Source organism: Pseudonocardia xishanensis, from assembly GCF_039541715.1.
Classification (GTDB): Bacteria; Actinomycetota; Actinomycetes; order Mycobacteriales; family Pseudonocardiaceae; genus Pseudonocardia; species Pseudonocardia xishanensis.
Genome location: NZ_BAABGT010000028.1, coordinates 26558 through 39455, shown reverse-complemented (window position 1 = coordinate 39455; position 12898 = coordinate 26558). Strand labels below are relative to the sequence as shown.

At 72.1% G+C, this 12898-nt stretch carries 13 protein-coding genes; 4 read left to right on the top strand and 9 right to left on the bottom strand.

Annotated elements, in window-relative coordinates; translation table 11 throughout:
- Positions 1–333 precede the first annotated feature (333 nt).
- Complete coding sequence (locus ABD993_RS10805; RefSeq protein ID WP_345415400.1) at positions 334–507, bottom strand: type 1 glutamine amidotransferase family protein; 174 nt, start codon at positions 505–507, stop codon at positions 334–336.
- 577 nt (positions 508–1084) lie between these two features.
- Here ABD993_RS10805 and ABD993_RS10800 point away from each other — a divergent pair.
- Genes ABD993_RS10800 through ABD993_RS10785 form a run of 4 tightly spaced genes read left to right on the top strand, consistent with a single transcriptional unit; the run spans position 1085 to position 5781 of the window.
- The gene (locus ABD993_RS10800; protein WP_345415397.1) at positions 1085–2236 is read left to right on the top strand and encodes a serine hydrolase domain-containing protein; all 1152 of its coding nucleotides are present in this window, start codon (positions 1085–1087) and stop codon (positions 2234–2236) included.
- 14 nt (positions 2237–2250) lie between these two features.
- Positions 2251–3816, top strand: coding sequence for an FAD-binding oxidoreductase (locus tag ABD993_RS10795; RefSeq protein ID WP_345415395.1), 1566 nt, complete (start codon positions 2251–2253; stop codon positions 3814–3816).
- A gap of 19 nt (positions 3817–3835) precedes the next feature.
- Complete coding sequence (locus tag ABD993_RS10790) at positions 3836–5161, top strand: glycine cleavage T C-terminal barrel domain-containing protein (protein ID WP_345415392.1); 1326 nt, start codon at positions 3836–3838, stop codon at positions 5159–5161.
- Positions 5162–5196: 35 nt separating this feature from the next.
- On the top strand, positions 5197–5781 hold the full coding sequence (locus ABD993_RS10785) for a TetR/AcrR family transcriptional regulator (RefSeq protein ID WP_345415389.1): 585 nt from the start codon (positions 5197–5199) through the stop codon (positions 5779–5781).
- Positions 5782–5816: 35 nt separating this feature from the next.
- On the opposite strand, the gene pcaC is transcribed toward ABD993_RS10785, so the two are convergent.
- The 8 genes from pcaC to ABD993_RS10745 form a co-directional block, all read right to left on the bottom strand.
- Entirely contained in the window at positions 5817–6218 is a 402-nt protein-coding gene (gene pcaC, locus ABD993_RS10780) for a 4-carboxymuconolactone decarboxylase (protein WP_345415387.1), read from the bottom strand.
- 25 nt (positions 6219–6243) lie between these two features.
- Positions 6244–7032 (bottom strand): N-acyl homoserine lactonase family protein, encoded by a 789-nt coding sequence (locus tag ABD993_RS10775; RefSeq protein WP_345415384.1) that lies wholly within the window; start codon positions 7030–7032, stop codon positions 6244–6246.
- Positions 7033–7057: 25 nt separating this feature from the next.
- The gene (gene folD / locus ABD993_RS10770) at positions 7058–7924 is read right to left on the bottom strand and encodes a bifunctional methylenetetrahydrofolate dehydrogenase/methenyltetrahydrofolate cyclohydrolase FolD (RefSeq protein ID WP_425568945.1); all 867 of its coding nucleotides are present in this window, start codon (positions 7922–7924) and stop codon (positions 7058–7060) included.
- 10 nt (positions 7925–7934) lie between these two features.
- Positions 7935–8852 carry a formyltetrahydrofolate deformylase gene (purU, locus tag ABD993_RS10765; protein WP_345415382.1) on the bottom strand — a complete coding sequence of 306 codons (918 nt, stop codon included), beginning with the start codon at positions 8850–8852 and terminating at the stop codon, positions 7935–7937.
- Positions 8853–8883: 31 nt separating this feature from the next.
- Positions 8884–10215: an MFS transporter gene (locus tag ABD993_RS10760; protein WP_345415379.1), complete on the bottom strand. Its 1332-nt coding sequence runs from the start codon at positions 10213–10215 to the stop codon at positions 8884–8886.
- A 32-nt stretch (positions 10216–10247) separates the two neighbouring features.
- Entirely contained in the window at positions 10248–11048 is an 801-nt protein-coding gene (locus tag ABD993_RS10755) for an SDR family oxidoreductase (RefSeq protein ID WP_345415377.1), read from the bottom strand.
- Positions 11045–11920, bottom strand: a complete 876-nt coding sequence (locus ABD993_RS10750; RefSeq protein ID WP_345415374.1) for an NAD(P)-dependent oxidoreductase — start codon at positions 11918–11920, stop codon at positions 11045–11047. The genes ABD993_RS10755 and ABD993_RS10750 overlap by 4 nt, the downstream gene beginning before the upstream one ends.
- Positions 11921–11998: 78 nt before the next feature.
- The gene (locus ABD993_RS10745; protein WP_345415371.1) at positions 11999–12850 is read right to left on the bottom strand and encodes an N-acyl homoserine lactonase family protein; all 852 of its coding nucleotides are present in this window, start codon (positions 12848–12850) and stop codon (positions 11999–12001) included.
- Between the last annotated feature and the right edge of the window lie 48 nt (positions 12851–12898).

The window sequence follows — 12898 nt, the reverse complement described above, 5'->3', positions numbered from 1 at the left end:
CCATCGCCCAACAGGGTGCGGTGGCCTGAACGTCAGCCTCACGCAGACCCAGGACGGTTCATAGACGACCTCCACAGGTCCGGGCAGGTTCTGCAGCCAGCCCAACAGCTCGCCGTGGTCCGGGGTCAACCGCCGCTCATGCAGCTGTCCGCTCTGCCCGTCGAGCCCGCACGCGACCACTGATCGTGCGTGCACATCGAGCCCGACGCTCGTACGCTTCCGGTCCACTGGGGCCTCCCACATCTTGTGGCTATACCGGTTCAGGAACCTCATTTCCTGCCCGGCAACCCACGTTTACATGTGGCGAGGCCCCAGCCCGGACCTCCATACCGTCTAGACGTCCGCCTGGTACGGGGGTGCCGGGCCGTACTGGATGTACCGCTGCGTCGCACGGGCGTGCCGGGGCGAGTGCAGCCGCCCCACCAGCCACAGCGCCATGTCGATCCCCGCCGACACACCCCGGCTGCTCACCACGTTCCCGTCGGCCACCCATCGCGCGTCCCGCACCCTCGACACGATGGGGTCGGCTCCCGCCACCTCGAGCTCTCGGTCCGGGACCCCGACGGTCTCGGCAACCGAGCCGCGCCTTCGGGCTCGGCCTCGGCATCGTCGACGAGCGCCATCGCGCTGTGGCCGGGCGTGGCCGCTCGGTCATCGATCCACCGCCAGTCACCTTGTGGTCACCACCTACAACCGATCAGAACCACTCCAGCTGGACACCAGCCAAGATCGCCAACACGGATATGTCGTTCCCACCAGCACGAAGGCTTATCGGAGCCGGTGGTGGAACACCCCGACCCCCCTCCAGCGGGTCGGCTCGCAGACCCCGACGGTGTGAATGTCCGGCCGAGTCGCAGCGCGTCTCGCCCGCTGGTGTGAACCCGTACTCCTGCGCCGTCGTTCGGCAGGTGCCCACGAACCCACCTCGACGAGACCACCGCTGACCAGACGGGGCCTACGCAGGCGACATGTAGTAGGCGCCGACCATCCTGCGCATTTTCGAGAGTCACTATTGTAATTCAGCCCCCGCTGCGTCACACTGAGCTCCGCCACACACCGGCGGTGCGCGAGCGAAGGAGACGGGATGGCTTCCGGCATCGATGCCGAGCGGATCGAGGCGATCCGCACCACGGTGGAGCGAGACATCGACCGGGGTCGGTACTGGGGCGCCGCGATCAAGGTCGCTCGGGGCGGGGAGCTGGTCCTCGACGCCGCGATCGGGAGCGTCGACGCGGCGGGGACCACGCCGCTCCGCACAGACACCGTGTTCTCGGTCCTGTCGGTGACGAAGGCCTTCGTCAACGTGCTCGTCCTGCGCGCGATCGAGGCCGGGCGCATCGCACTGACCACACCGATGAGCGAGATCGTTCCCGAGTACGCGGGCGCGCCGCGGGACCAGGCGACGATCCTGCACTTCCTGACGCACACCACGGGTGTCGGGGCGATGTGGGAGATGCGGCCCGGGATGGCCCTGGACGACCTCTCCGAGGCGGTCGAGGCGGTCTGCGCACTGGCCCACGGCGCCAACCCGCCGGGTACGCGCTGCGACTACTCGCCGATGGCCAACCACGTGCTGTTGGCCGAGGTCCTGCGCCGCACCGACTCGGCCAAGCGGCCGATCGGCGACATCCTGCGGGAGGACCTCTTCGAGCCGCTCGGCATGTCCGACACCGCGCTCGGCATCAAGCGCCACATGCGCGCGCGGCACGCCGTCCCGGACTTCCGCGGCACGGTCCCGATCAGACACCTCTCCCGACAGGTGGCCGGGGACAACGGGCTGTTCGAGGCCGAGTCCCAGGAGGCGGTGTGGATGGGTGGCGCCTCGACGACCGCCGACCTGCTCACCTTCGCCGACACCCTGCGCCGCGGCGGGGTCACCGCGACGGGCACCCGGCTGTTGGCGCCGCGGACCGTGGCGCTCGCCCGCCGGAACCAGACCGGTGAGCTGCCCAACGAGCTCTACAAGACGGTCGCGCTACGCAACGGGTACGAGCCGGCACCGGCCTACCTGGGGCTCGGGTTCAGCCTGCGCGGCGAACGCCTGGTGCGTCACCAGTTCGGGACCCTCACCACGCCCGAGACCTTCGGCAACTATGGCGCGGGCAGCTGCCTGTACTGGATCGACCCCGAGCTCGATCTCGTCTTCGTCGCACTTACCGCGGGGCTGCTCCCGCAGGCGGACAACATCACCCGCTTCCAGACCCTCTCCGACCTGGCCGTCGCCGCGACCTGCTGAGCATCGAGGACCCCATGACCGAGACCACCGCAGCTCCCGATCTGTCCGACCTGGTGCTGCCCGCCGACCTGGTCGCCGGACTGACCGAGATCGTCGGCCCCGCGGGCATCGAGCTGGACCGCACCGGGATCGACGAGTTCAAGGACCCCTACTGGATCCCCGGCGACGAGACCTACGCCGCCTCCGCCGTCGTGCAGCCGACCGACACCGAGCAGGTGCAGCGGATCATGCGTCTCGCCAACGAGGCGGGCGTCCCGGTGTGGCCGCACGGGCAGGGCCGCAACTACGGCTACGGTGGCCCGTCGCCGCGGGTCCGGGGGTCGATCCAGATCGGCTTCCGGCGGATGAACCGCGTCCTGGAGATCAACGAGAAGCTGGCCTACGCCGTCGTCGAGCCCGGCGTGCGCTGGTTCGACCTGCACGCGGCCCTGGAGGAGCAGGCGCCCGGGCTCATGCACTCCGTGCCCGACCTGGGCTGGGGCAGCGTGATCGGCAACTCCATGGACTCCGGGATCACCTACCTCCCGTACGGGACCGACTTCCAGTTCCCCTGCGGCATGGAGGTCGTGCTGGCGGACGGTTCACTCCTGCGCACCGGCCACGGCGCGATCCCCGAGGGGCACGCGTGGCACGTGCACAAACGCAGCCTCGGCCCGTCGCTCGATCCCCTGTTCGTGCAGTCCAACCTCGGCATCGTCACGCGCATGGGGGTCTGGCTCAAGCGCAAGCCCGAGGCCTACGCGCCGCTCGTGCTGACCCTCGACGACGACGCAGACCTCGAGCAGGCGATCGACGTCATCCGCGAGCTGCGGCTGGCGGGCCACCTCGAGGGCGTCCCGTCGCTCTACCCCACGCTGCGCGCCTCCGTGATGCTCACCGACACCCCGGTCGTCACCCCGCGCCACCAGCTCCGGCCCGAGGACTACCGGCGCATCGGACAGGAGACCGGCGTCGGCGCCTGGTCGTGCCGGACCGCGGTCTGGGCGGACCGGGACGTCGCCGAGCTGCGGATCGCCAAGATCCGCGCGGCCTGGGAGGCGATCCCGAGCGGCCGGTTCCGGGTGGACCGCGTCTACGCGCCGGAGGAGTACGGCGAGCTCGCGCTGGCCCACGAGAAGATCCAGGCGGGCGTGCCCACCCTGAAGGCCATCGAGATCACACCCGCCCACGTCGGGCACGTCGGGTTCTCCCCCGTCGTCCCGCTGGACGGGGCACAGGTGCGCTTCGTGGTCGACGAGCTGCGGATGCGCATCGTCGCGGCGGGGGTCAACTTCTCCGGCGGGATCCTGATCACCGGTGAGCGCGCCTGCGTCATCGTCTGCGGCATGCAGTTCGACATCACCGACGGGGACAGCGTGCGCAACGCGATGGACCTGGCGAAGTCCCTGGTCCGCGACCTCGGGGAGCTGGGGTACGGCGAGTACCGCGCCCACCTGGACTTCATGGACCTCGCTCAGGAGCAGTACGGCTTCGGCGACCACGCCTACCGACGCTTCGTCGGAGCGATCAAGGACGCGGTGGACCCCAAGGGGATCCTCGCGCCCGGTCGCCACGGCATCTGGCCCGCCGCGGCCCGCTGACCCCCAGGAGAGAGAACCCATGAGCGAGTCCCCGATCCGGCACGTCCCCACCGTCCCGTACGACCCGGCGATCCCGCGCTACAACGCCTTCGGCGGCTACTTCGAGCCCTTCGAGGTCACCGGCTGGGTGGACGAGAGCATGTCATGGAAGCAGACCTGCTACATCGGCGACTGGTCCCCGATGTCGAAGCTCCGCCTCACCGGACCGGACGTGATGCGGTTCTTCTCGGAGACCACGATCAACGGGTACTCCACGTTCGAGGTCGGACGGGCCAAGCACGCCGTCTTCTGCAACGCGCGCGGCCACATCATGGGCGAGGGAGTCCTGGTCCAGGACGCCGCCGACTCGATCTACCTGACCAGCGGGTTCGCCGTCCCCTGGGCGCAGTACCTGCTCGAGCGCGGGGACTACGACGTGGTGGCCGAGGACATCACGACCCGGATGACGCTGCAGCAGATCCAGGGGCCCGCATCCCTCGACCTGCTCGAGGAGCTCACCGGTGAGTCGTTGCGCGACATCGGCTTCATGCGCATCCGCACCGCGCACATCGACGGGATGCCGGTCGGCATCCTCCGCCAGGGCATGTCCGGCGAGATCGGCTACGAGCTCCACGGGCGCTGGGAGGAGGGCGAGGCGGTCTACCGCCGGGCCCTGGAGGTCGGCGAGAAGTACGGGATCCGGCGCCTCGGCGGCCGGACGAAGATGGTCAACCACATCGAGGCGTGCTTCCCGACACCGACGGTCGACTTCGTCCCCGCCTGGTTCGACGAGGGCGTCGAGGACTTCCTGCAGTGGGTGCAGGACCGTTCGTGGCGCCCGGTCGAGGTGTTCCGCAGGCACAGCGGCAGCGTGGAGACCGACGAGCGGGCGAGCCTGCTGTTCCGCACGCCGTACGACCTCGGCTGGGGCCGCAGCGTCCGCTTCGACCACTCCTTCCTCGGCGACGAGGCCCTGCGCGCGGTCGCCGAGCGTCCACCGCGGACGATCCGCACGCTCGTCTGGAACCCCGAGGACGTGACCGAGGTCGTGGCCTCGCTGTTCACCAAGGACGGCACCCCGTACAAGCCGATGGAGTTCCCCCGGGGCTACCTCGGCGACGTGGCCGCGGACCGGGTCCTGCTCGGCGACGTCGAGATCGGGCAGGCCACCTCGCGGTGCTACTCCTACTATTTCCGCGAGATGATCTCGCTCGCCGTCCTCGACGTGGAGCACGCCGAGCCGGGCACCGAGGTCGAGGTGCTGTGGGGGGACGCGGGCACGCCCCAGAAGCGCATCCGGGCGACAGTGGCTCCCGCTCCGTACAAGACCGACCGGCGCCGCAGCGAGGTGGCCGTCCCGGCATGAGGGCCGCAGGCACGCCGACCACTACTGTGGTCCCGGTGGAGACACCGGCCCGACGCCGGGGACGCCCCCGGGCGGGTGACCCGGACAAGATCAGCGAGGTCGCGTTCGGGCTGATCACCCAGCGGGGCTACGCCGGGACCACGATGGCGGACATCGCGGAGGCGGCGGGCATCAGCGCCCCCACCCTGTTCCGCTACTTCCCCTCGAAGTCCGCGGTGCTGTGGCACGGCATGGAGGACAGCGCGCGGCTGTTCCGCGAGGCGTTCCGCGTGCGCATCGAGACGGCGTCGCTGGTCGACGCGATCTTCGGCGCCTACCTCGACATGCTCCACGCCTCGCCGGTACGGCTGCTGGTCATCAAGCAACGCATCGCGATCGTCGGCCGGGAGTCCGACGCCGCGGACGCCGCGTGGCTGCGGTTCGAGGAGTGGAGCGCCATGGTCGCCGAGTTCGTGGCCGAGCGCCGGTCGATCCCTGCCGACTCGGTGGAGGCCACGGTCGTCGGCGGGATGATCTGGGCCGCGCTGTGGAGCGCGATCAGCAGGTGGGCGGTGGGCGAGGATCCCGACCCGGCCGCCGCCGTCGAGCAGGCCCGGGTCTTCGTGACGATCACCGACTGAGCCCCCGCCCACCCGCGGTTCGGTACGGGGTGCGGTCAGTCCGCGTCGGCGAGCTCGGCGAGGACGCCGTCGGCCACGCGGAAGGACTCCAACGCCGCCGGGACCCCGCAGTAGACCGCGGTCTGCAACAGCGCCTCCTGGATCTCCGTGACGGTGGCACCGTTCGTCACGGCACCGCGCACGTGCACGGCGAGCTCGTGGTTGCGGCCCAGCGCGGTCAGCATCGCGAGGTTGAGCAGGCTGCGGGTGCGCCGGTCCAGCCCCTCCCGGGTCCACACCTCGCCCCAACAGTACTCGGTGACCAGCTCCTGGACGGGTCGGGCGAACTCGCTGACGGCGGCCATGGACCGGTCGACGTGGGCGTCGCCGAGCACCTCGCGGCGCACGCGCATGCCGGCGGCGAGGTGGTCGGACGGCGGGGTCTGGGGGTCGGTCATTCCGGGCTCCTTCTTCGGGGTGGGGTCAGCGGATCCGGACGGCGAGCGCCGGGTCCGCGGGGTCGTGGGGGGTGAAGCGGTGGCGGACGAGCGGGTCGTGCCCCGCGACCAGGACTGCGCCCGGATCCTGGAGCATCTCGCGCACCCGGTCGAAGGCGCGGTACGCCTGCGCCAGGTCCGCGACCGCCACGAAGGGGCGGTCGCGCTCGAGCTCCTCGTAGTAGTGGACGGCGTCGGAGGCCAGGACCACCGGCCCCGCGGGGGTCGGGACGCGGACGACGGCCTGGCCCGGCGTGTGCCCGCCGACCTCGACGAACTCCAGGCCTCCGGTGGTGTGGGAACCGTCGACGACGGTCAGCCTGCCCGCGCGGCGCAGTGCGTCGAGGTCGGCGACGTCGCGCTCCTCCGCGAGGACGGCGAAGAGGTGCCGGTGGGCGAGCGGGCTCGTCCAGAACTCCAGCTCCCGGCGGGTGATGACCACCTCCGCCGCGGGGAACAGGCCGAGGTTGCCGACGTGGTCGTAGTGCGCGTGGGTCACGAACACCTGGTCCACGTCCGCCGGGTCGATCCCGAGCCGCGCCAGCGCCTCGCCGGGGGCGCACGTGGTCGCGCGGTCCCGACGCCCACCCGACTCCCCGTTGAACCCGGTGTCGACGACCACGGTGCGGCCGGCGCGGCGGACGACCCAGAAGTAGTAGTCCATCTCCATCGGACCGTCGGGCTCGCCGTAGTAGTGGTGGTTGAGGAACACCTCGGACCGGGTCGTGGCGCGGCGCCCGTAGCGGACGGCGAGGACCTCCACCGGGGCACTCACCGGCGCGTCCACCCAGGCGCGCCCGTCACCGCGCCGCGCCGACCGGCGCCGTCGCCCGCTCCGCGGCCTCGACGGTGTTGGCGAGCAGCATCGCGATCGTCATCGGGCCGACGCCCCCGGGGACCGGGGTGAGCAGGCCCGCCACCTCCGCGACGGCGGGGTCGACGTCGCCCCGCAGCCCGTCCTCGGTCCGGTGGATGCCGACGTCGACCACCGCCGCTCCCGGCCGGACGGCCTCCGGGCCGACGATGCCGGGCACGCCCGCCGCGACGACGAGCACGTCGGCGCGGCGGCAGACCTCGACGACGTCCCGGGTGCGGGAGTGGCACAGGGTCACCGTGGCGTCCCGGGCCAGGAGCAGCTGGGCCATCGGCCGTCCGACCAGCACCGACCGCCCCACGACCACGACCTCGGCCCCGGACAGGGGCACGTCGTAGGTGTCGAGCAGCCGGACCACACCGGCCGGGGTGCACGGCCGCAGCCCGGGCCGTCCCTGGGCCAGCAGTCCGGCGTTGGCCGCGGTCAGCCCGTCGACGTCCTTGCCGGATGGGATCCGGTCGAGCAGTGGCTGGGCGTCGAGCTGGGCGGGCAGGGGCAGTTGCAGAAGGATCCCGGACACCGTCGGGTCCGCCGCGAGCTCGTCGAGCAGCGCCGCGGCCTCCGCCTGGGTGGTGTCCGCAGGCAGGTGGCGGTGGAGGTCGCGCATCCCCGCCTCGACGCACAGCCGCCTCTTGTTGCGGACGTAGACCGCCGAGGCCGGATCGTCGCCGACCAGGACGGTGGCGAGGCCCGGGACGGCGCCCGTGCGGGCGGTCAGTCGGGCGGTCTGTTCGGCGACCTCGGCCCGGACCCGTCGGGCCAGGGCCGTGCCGTCCATGCGTCGTGCGGTCACGAGTCGCCTCCTACAGGACGATCGTGCTGTTGCCGTCGGTCATGACCCGGTCCTCGCAGTGCCACCGGACCGCCCGGGAGAGCACCGCCCGCTCGACGTCCGCGCCCAGCCGGGCGAGGTCGGCGGCGGTGTGCGTGTGGCCGACCCGGACCACGTCCTGCTCGATGATGGGGCCCTCGTCGAGGTCCTCGGTGACGTAGTGGGCTGTGGCGCCGACCAGCTTGACCCCGCGGTCCTTCGCCCGTGCGTAGGGCGAGGCGCCGACGAAGGCGGGCAGGAACGAGTGGTGGATGTTGATCATCGGGGCACCGACCTCGCGCAGGAACTCCGGCGAGATGATCTGCATGTAGCGGGCCAGGACGACCAGGTCCACGTTCCCCCGCAGCAGGTCCAGCTGCCGCTCCTCGGCGGCGGGCTTGCCGCCCTTGGGCACGGGGACGTGCACGAACGGCACCCCGAAGGGCCGGACCTGGTCGGCCAGCTCGGGATGGTTGCCGATCACCACGGGGACCGTGATCGGCAGCTCGCCGCGGCGGTGTCGCCACAGCAGGTCGAGCAGGCAGTGGTCCAGTTTGGACACCATGATCCCGACCCGCTTGGGCACCGCGGCCCGGGTCAGCGTGAAGCTCATGTCGAGCGGATCGGCGACCCGCTCCCGGAAGGTCTTCTCCAGCTCGTCGAGGCTCGCGACGAGCCCGGGGAGGTGGAACACGCAGCGTTGGAAGAAGCTGCCCCCGCTCGGTGCGGTGGAGTACTGGTCCAGCGAGGCGATGTTGGCCCCCGCCTCGGACAGGAAGGTCGTGACCGCGGAGACGATCCCGGGTCGGTCGGGGCAGCGGGCGAGGAGCCGACCCGTGTCCCCGTCGGTGCCGGGGCCCGCCGCGGCGGCGGTGAGCACGGTGGGGCTGATCTGGGCGAGGTCGGTCATGGGACTTCTCCGGGCGTGGTCGGACGGGGGATCACGGCGCGACGGGTGGGGCGGCGTCCTCGACGCGGAGGCGACGGGCGGCCAGGGTGGCCACCACGCCCGCCAGGGCGAGGACCGACATGATGGTGGCGAGCAGGGTGGTGGTGCCGCCGGAGGCGGCGACGAGCGCGGTCGCCACCAGCGGCGCGAACCCCGACGCGAGGGTGCTCGCGAGCTGGTAGGACAGGCCGACGCCGGTGAACCGGGTCCGCACTGGGAACAGCTCGGCCATGAAGGCCGCCAGCGGACCGGCGATCGTCGCGTTGACGATCGGCTGCAGGATGACGAAGGCGAGCAGCACGGCGCCGATGTTCGGCACCGTCAGCAGGGCGAGCGCGGCCCAGGCCAGTGACCCGCCCGCCACGTAGCCGACCAGCATCGTCGGTCGGCGGCCGAACCGGTCCGACAGGGCGGCGGACCCGATGGTCGCGACGATGGTCAGGAGGTTGGACACGGTCAGCATCGCCAGGACCGCCGCCTGGTCGTTGCCGTTCGCGACCGCGTAGCGCAGGCCGAAGGTCGCGGTGACCGACTGCGCGAAGAACGGGGCCAGCGCGCACAGGACGATGACCAGCACGCTCCGCCAGTTCTGTGCCAGGGTCGCCACGAGGGGGACCCGGACGGTGTCGCGGCGGTCCCGCACCGCGGTGAACTCCGGGGACTCCCGCACCCCGGCCCGCACCACGAGCGCGACGACGAGGATCACCGCGGAGGCGAGGAACGGGATCCGCCACCCCCAGGCGAGAAGGTCCTCGGCCGGCATCAGGGACACGAGCGAGAACACCAGCGTGGCGAGGACCGCCCCGCTGGGTCCACCGCTCGCGACGATGCTCCCGGCGAGCCCACGACGTCGCGCGGTGGCGTGCTCCATCGCCATGAGCGACGCGCCCGCCCACTCGCCACCGACCGCGACGCCCTGCACCGCCCGCAGCGCGACCAGGACGAGGGCCGCGGCCGGGCCGACCTGCGCGCCGCTGGGCACGATGCCGATGCCCACCGAGGCGACGCCCATCAGGACCATCGTCACGATCAACATCTTCTTGCGCCCCAGGCGGTCCCCGAAGTGGCCGAAGAGGATCGCACCGAGCGGTCGGACGACGTAGCCCACGGCGAGGGTGAGGAAGGACAGCACCACCCCGGTCGCCGGGTCCACCTGGGAGAAGAAGACGGCGGGGAACACGAGGGCGGACGCCGTGGAGTACAGGACGAAGTCGTAGTACTCCAGTGTCGCGCCCAGGTAGCTGCCCAGGGCCGCACGCCGGGCGTCGCGGGGGTTCTTCACGGGCAGGACCGGGGTCGTTCCGGTGGTCGTGGGGTCGGACACGGGCTCTCCTTCGAGCTCGGGCGGGTGGATGGCTAGGCCGTGTCGGCGGGTACCGCCGCCGCGCGGCGGAAGGCGGCGGCGTACCGCTCGTGCCGGGCGGCCACCCGGCCCCACAGCTCCGGGTGGGTGACGACGATCGGTTCCCGGTCCCGGACGGCCTCGGCGACCCGGCGGCCGACCTCGTCCGCGGTCCGCCACAGCTCTGCGGGCGGCTCGTTGCGGAACTCGCGCAGCGCGCCTGCCGCCCCGGGGCGGTTGCGCAGGCTGTCGCCGATCGCCGTACGGGTGGGGCCGGGGAGGACCAGGGTGGCATCGACCCCGGTTCCCTCCAGCTCGGCGGCGAGCACCTCCGTGAGTACCGCGACGCCCGCCTTGCCCACCGCGTAGCCACCGAGCGGTGGCATCGGGGCTAGCGCCGACATCGAGGCGATGTTCACGATGTGCCCGGACCCCTGCGCCCGCATCAGCGGGACCACCGCCGCGACCCCGTGGATGACCCCCCAGAGGTTCACGTCGAGCAGCCACCGCCAGTCCTCGAGCGTCATGTCGGCGATCGCCGCCTGGGGCCCGACGCCCGCATTGTTCACCAGGACGTCGATGCGGCCGTGGCGGCCGAGCGCGGCGTCGACCAGCTCCTGGACGGCGACGGGATCGGTGACGTCGGTGGGGACCGCCAGCCCGTCGGTCTCCGCCGCGACGGCGGCCGCGGCCTCGGCGGACACGTCCGCCACGACGATCTCGGCGCCCTCGGCGCGCAGCGCCAGGGCGATGCCGCGGCCGATCCCGGACCCGGCGCCGGTCACGATCGCGACGGCCTCCGACAGGTCGGTCACGACGTCGCCGCGCGGTCGGCGAGCCACCGGGCGATCTCGGTGTGGTCGGCACCGGCCGGGAGGTCGGCGATCGCGCGGTCCCACAGCGCCTCCACGACCCTGCCGAGCTCGCTCGGCAGCCCGGCCGCCGCGGCGAGACCCGTCGCCGTCCGGATGTCCTTGAGCATCAGGCCCGCGGTGAACCCCGAGTCGAACGTGCCGGGGAGGATGAAGTTCGGCCACTTGGCCTCGCTGGACCCGCTGCGTCCGCTCGACCCGTTGAGCACCTCGAGCACGCCCTCCGCGGTGACGCCGTAGCGGCCCGCGAGTGTGACCGCCTCGCTGGTGATCCAGAGGTGGGTCGCCGAGACCAGGTTGTTGAGCGCCTTGACCGCGTGCCCCGCCCCCACCAGGCCGACGTGGCGGACGGTGCCGAACACGTCGAGGATCGGCCGAGCGGCGGCCACGGTGTCGGCCTCGCCGCCCACCATCACGGTGAGGGCGCCGCGTCGCGCTCCGCCCACGCCCCCGGAGACCGGGGCGTCGACGACGTCGACGCGTGCCCCGGCGAGGCGGTCCGCGAGGGCGCGGGTCCGCTCGGGATCCGACGAGCTCATGTCGACCACGAGCGAGCCCGGGCGGAGCACTCCGGCGTCCGTCGCCTCCCCGATCACGGACTCGACCACGTCGGAGTTCGGCAGCAGCAGGACGAGGACGTCCGCCGCCACCTCCCCCATGGCGGGCGCGACCCGCCCACCCACGCCCGCGAACCGGTCGCGGGCCCGCTCGTCCGGGTCGACACCGACCACGTCGCGGCCCGCGCCGAGCAGCCGCACGCCCATCGGGTGGCCCATGTTGCCCAGGCCCACGAGCGCGATGACGGAGTCAGACACGGGCCCGGCCTCGGCGACGGAGCTGCATGTTCACGGGGATCGTTCCTCTCTCGGCCTGCGGCCGCCTCGCGGACCGCGCTAGTGCTGTCGAGCGACGATGCTAGGACAGTCGCCGCGATTTTGATAGTGACACTTGAAAATACGCGTAGCCCTACGTGCAGTGCTCCGGCAGGATCCGTCGCGTCGCGTGGTCGTCCGGATCGTGATGGACCCAGATCTCGGTTCCGTGCTCGGTGGCGAGCCGATTGATCTTCCGCAGGCTCTCGACGGACAGCGCCTCGTCCCAGGCGAACCCGTCGGGCCGCTCGACCTCCAGTCCGATCCGCAGGTGGACGGCGTCCGAGGTGAGCAGGAACACGAGCCCGCCAGCGAGACGACGAGCACGAGCTGGCCGGGCGTGTGCCCGGGGGCGTGCTCGATCAGGACGGACCCGTCGCCGAACAGGTCCAGGCCGACCGGCGAGACCTCCGTCCACGCGAATCCCCGCGTCGGCTCGAGGTCGGCGAGCCGGACGTTCTGCGCCAGCCTGCCCTGCGCGGACTCCGCGAAAGCGAGCTCGCCCGGCCCGGTGTAGAACCTCGCCGTCGGGAACCGGTCCAGCGAGCCGGTGTGGTCCAGGTGGGCGTGCGACATGATCACGTGGGTGATGTCGCCGCATCGCAGGCCGATCCGCGCCAGCTGGCGGTCGATCCGCTGCTCCGGCCGGATCTGCATCCGCAGGTGGTCGACCATCCCCTGGCCGTAGACCGCCACCGGATCGTCGAAGGCGTCGAACGCGAGGCCGGTGTCGAAGAGCACCCGCCCCTCGCGATGCTCGATCAGGTACAGGCCGGTGGGGATGGTGACCTCGCCGTCGAGACCCACCACCATGTCGCTGCGGGGCACCGTGCCGCGCGGAGCGTCGAACGCGTAGAGCCGGTCGGCGGGCACGCCCGGCCCCTACAACGATCCGACGGCGCCGCCGTCGACCAGGATGGT

What these genes read in the sequence shown, in the direction of transcription:
- ABD993_RS10800 (WP_345415397.1), top strand. Translation starts at nt 1,085, where the DNA reads ATGGCTTCCGGCATCGATGCCGAGCGGATCGAGGCGATCCGCACCACG.
- ABD993_RS10795 (WP_345415395.1), top strand. Translation starts at nt 2,251, where the DNA reads ATGACCGAGACCACCGCAGCTCCCGATCTGTCCGACCTGGTGCTGCCC.
- ABD993_RS10790 (WP_345415392.1), top strand. Translation starts at nt 3,836, where the DNA reads ATGAGCGAGTCCCCGATCCGGCACGTCCCCACCGTCCCGTACGACCCG.
- pcaC (WP_345415387.1), bottom strand. Translation starts at nt 6,218, where the DNA reads ATGACCGACCCCCAGACCCCGCCGTCCGACCACCTCGCCGCCGGCATG.
- purU (WP_345415382.1), bottom strand. Translation starts at nt 8,852, where the DNA reads ATGACCGACCTCGCCCAGATCAGCCCCACCGTGCTCACCGCCGCCGCG.